At 69.2% G+C, this 3,959-nt stretch carries 2 protein-coding genes; one reads left to right on the plus strand and one right to left on the minus strand.

Annotated features, from left to right (window positions below; all coding sequences use genetic code 11):
* Window positions 1-102 precede the first annotated feature (102 nt).
* Window positions 103-2,091 carry a polysaccharide biosynthesis protein gene (locus tag ACOJUF_RS18970; RefSeq protein WP_420123378.1) on the plus strand — a complete coding sequence of 663 codons (1,989 nt, stop codon included), beginning with the start codon at window positions 103-105 and terminating at the stop codon, window positions 2,089-2,091.
* 44 nt (window positions 2,092-2,135) lie between these two features.
* On the opposite strand, the gene ACOJUF_RS18975 is transcribed toward ACOJUF_RS18970, so the two are convergent.
* Window positions 2,136-3,548 carry a hypothetical protein gene (locus tag ACOJUF_RS18975; RefSeq protein ID WP_420123379.1) on the minus strand — a complete coding sequence of 471 codons (1,413 nt, stop codon included), beginning with the start codon at window positions 3,546-3,548 and terminating at the stop codon, window positions 2,136-2,138.
* Window positions 3,549-3,959: the final 411 nt, after the last annotated feature.

Here is a 3,959-nt window from a genome sequence, read left to right on the forward strand (position 1 = left end):
CAACCCCACCCCGACCGCCGCCCCCACCAACAGCCCGACCAGCACCACGACCCACTGCCGCCGCAACACCCGCAGGTACTCGCGCAGGTCCACCACTCCCCCTTGACCGGCCGAAGCCCTGCCGAAGCCCGCCACCACCAGAGACCGAAACCACCACCACCGGTGATACGCTCCGTAGCGGGCAAGGTACGGAAAGTCACAGTATGTGCCATCGGCCGTGAAGAGGCCAAGGGGGTCACCGCGTTGCGCCTGCTGGCAAGCCGTGTGATCGAGTGGCTGTCGCGTCGACGACATCTGTGGCTATTGGTGTTCGACACGAGTGTATGGCTGGCGGCCGTCGCCTTTGCAGCCATTTCCCGGATGGATTTTCAGGCCGATCGGGTGCCGTGGGGTCCGACCATGGTGGTGGCCATGGTGACCGCTGCGATCTATGCCGTCGTCGCGTGGGTCACCCGCCTGCACGACGGGCGGTCGCCACTGGGCAGCCTCGACGAGACGATCAGGCTCGCCGCGGTCGCTCTGTGCGTGGGCGTTGCGGTCTATCTGGGCAACCTGCTGACGATCGCCCTGGTGCCCCGGTCGGTTCCGTTGATCGCGACGATCTGCGCCGTCGTGGCCATGGCATGGGGTCGCGCCCTGGTGCGGGCGGTCCGGGAGAATTCGACCATCGCCGACGTGGCGGGACGCGGTCAGCCCGTGCTCGTCATCGGTGCGGGGTCCGGCGGCCGCCAGCTGATCAAGTCGATGACCCGTGATCCGGCCGCCCGGTGGTCACCCATCGGCATCCTCGACGACGATCGGCGCAAACGTCACCTGCGCATCGACGGCGTCCCCGTCCTCGGACCGATCGGTGAGATCTCGTCGGCCGCTCGCGGAGCGGGGGTGTCAACCGCGGTGGTCGCAATCCCGAGTGCCTCCTCCGCCCTGCTGCGCAGGATCTCGGCCGCCGCCGCGCAGGCGCAGTTGAGCCTCAAGGTGCTGCCCGGGGTCGGTGAACTTCTGGACGGGCGGGTCGGCATCCACGATGTGCGCGACATCAACCTTCCGGACCTGCTCGGCCGCCGGCAGATCGACACCGACGTCGCGGCGATCGCCGGCTATCTGACCGGGCAGCGGGTCCTGGTGACCGGAGCCGGCGGCTCCATCGGCTCGGAGCTGTGCCGTCAGATCAGTCGCTGGAACCCCGCCCAGTTGGTTCTGCTGGATCGGGACGAATCGGCACTGCACGCCGTCGAGTTGTCGATCGAGGGTCGCGCCTTGCTGAACTCGCGGAACATCGTCCTGGCCGATATTCGCGACGGCCGGCGGATCGCCGGCATCTTCCGGGAGTACCGGCCGCAGGTCGTCTTCCACGCCGCGGCGCTCAAGCACCTGCCGATGCTCGAACGGTATCCGGCCGAGGCGGTCAAGACCAACATCTGGGGGACCCAGGCGGTGCTGGACGCCGCGGCCGCTGCGGGAGTCGATCGGTTCGTCAACATCTCCACCGACAAGGCGGCCGACCCGATCAGCGTGCTCGGCTACGCCAAGCGCATCGCCGAGGGTCTCACCGCGGACATGGCCGCGCGAGCCGAAGGCACCTACCTGAGCGTGCGTTTCGGCAATGTGCTCGGGAGCCGGGGCTCGGTGCTCACCGCCTTCGCCGCCCAGATCGCGGCGGGCGGGCCGGTGACCGTCACCCACCCCGACGTCACACGGTACTTCATGACCGTGGACGAGGCGGTGCAGCTGGTGGTCCAGGCTGCGGTGCTGGGCCGCGACGGGGAGGCCCTCGTGCTGGACATGGGGGAGCCGGTCCGGATCGACACCGTCGCCCGGCAACTCATTGCGTTGTCCAACCGCGACATCGCTATCGAGTACACCGGCCTCCGATCGGGCGAGAAGATGCACGAGGCCCTGCTGGCCGCAGGCGAGCTGGACCAACGGCCCAGGCACCCTCTGGTGTCCCATGTCGTCGTGCCCCGGGTCAGTCCACACGTGGGGCTCAGCATTCCGGTCGACCGGCCCGACGCGTCGATCACGAGGTGTCTGCGTGACATGTGTGCAGAGATGAGTCTGGCCCTGGACCGGCCGCCGACCCTGGCGGGATGAATCGGCGGGCGATGACGGGGCCGGGGGTGGCTGCCATCCGCGTCCTACTGCCGGGACCGCTCGCGGCGCACGCGTGAGAACACCAGGTGGAACAGGCCGAGCGCGACGAGCATGCCCATCGCCCGGGTGGTGAAGGTAAAGACGCCACCCCAGACAAGATTGACCAGCCCGCCGATCACCACGGCCAGTGCCAGCATCCGGACCGGGGTGGCGGCCCTCTCCGCCGGGCCGGGGCCGCTGATCGCGCCCAGGCGTCGGTCGAGCCACCGGATGGCCAGGGCGAGCAGGATCATCCCGCCGACGATGAGCACCAGGCCCAGATTCCAGATCAGCTCGCCGACAATGGTTGCTGCGTCACTGAACTCGGGAACATCCAGATTTCCGGGTTGGGTGATGGCGACGATCTCGGCGCCGAACCCCACGGGCTTGCCCGGCCATATGCTGCGGGGGACCCAGAAGACCGTCGTCGCCCAGATCGTCGAGCCGAAGGTCGGAGAGATCACCCCGTCCCAGTAGGCGGACGCGATCTGGGCGCAGCTGACGAAGGGTCCGGTGACGGAGGCGATGCCCTCGCCCGGCGGGGCCTGATACCCCCACGTCTCCTTGACGAAGGCCAGCCGTTGCTGGACCAGGTAGACCAGGGCCGGCGCCGTTCCGGCCAGCAGGATCACCTTCGGCACGTAGTTGGTCCGGCGGGCGCTGTAGATCACGGCCATGGTGCAGACGATCGACCCGAGGACCAGGCGGCCGAACGATCGGAACACGAATTCGTAGTACAGCGCGGATGTCACCAGCACGCCCGAGAGCAGCAGGGCCCTCGTCGCACCCGATACCGATTCGCTCAGTGCCAGGGTGAGGACGAGGATCGACAGGGCGCCGAGTGATTGCGGCAGCCGTAGCCAGGCCGCCGCGTCGACGTGGTTCAACACCAAAGCGGCGGCCATGAGCGCGCCGCCGAGGCGCCATCCCGTGGCCGGCGAGATCAGCGGCCGGCGGGCCGGCCGGGCACCCGCCGGCAAGGGCATGGTCGCGCTCGTCGTCCGAGCGGGCGGGCCGGCGTCGGAACTCACGATGAGCACCACGGCCATGAGCGCGACGGCCAGGCTCAGGCAGACCAAAAGCCAGCCGGCACCGACGGCCTCGGCGCGCGTCGATCCGACAATGCCCGCATAGGCGGCCGGAAAGGCCACGAATAGGGCCGTCGCATAGCAGAAAACCGACGAGGCGTTGACGAGGGGACCGCCCTGGCGCAGGTATCCCCACAGTGCGAAGGCGAAGACGATGACGGCCGGCGGGATGAGGTCGCCCATGGTCATCTGGCCGGACGCATAGACCGCCGCAACGAGCGAGTACACCACCAGCCACCCGAGAACGACCAGAGTGTGCCCGGCCCGGGTGCGGACCGCGAACTCGCCGCCCGGCCGCCCGCGGTCCTGGATCACACCGTTGCCGCCCATGCCCCCGTGATCCGGTCAGAAGGCGGCATCGGACCGTCACCGACCGCCCCGGCGGCACCGGTCGACGGCGGGACGGGCCGCGGGCGGCCGGTCACCACCGGCATCCTGGCCGCCCCGCACGGACGACGAAGCAGGGCGTCGTGGACCGGAAGTCGGCCCGACCCGGTGACTCGGAAGGTAGGCGTTTGCACGACGGCTGGCTCCCTGGCCTTGAGTCACTGCGACACCTGGCAACTACCAGTAGTATATGCAACGCTACGGAGCGTATCACTGGTGGTGGCGGGCTTCGGCAGGGCTTCGGCCGGTCAAGGGGGAGTGGTGGACCTGCGCGAGTACCTGCGGGTGTTGCGGCGGCAGTGGGTCGTGGTGCTGGTCGGGCTGTTGGTGGGGGCGGCGGTCGGGGTGGGGTTG

The organism is Nakamurella sp., assembly GCF_048594475.1.
In the GTDB taxonomy this organism is placed as follows: domain Bacteria; phylum Actinomycetota; class Actinomycetes; order Mycobacteriales; family Nakamurellaceae; genus Nakamurella.

Coding starts and splice junctions, on each gene's coding strand:
- ACOJUF_RS18975 (WP_420123379.1), bottom strand. CDS start 3,548: ATGGGCGGCAACGGTGTGATCCAGGACCGCGGGCGGCCGGGCGGCGAG.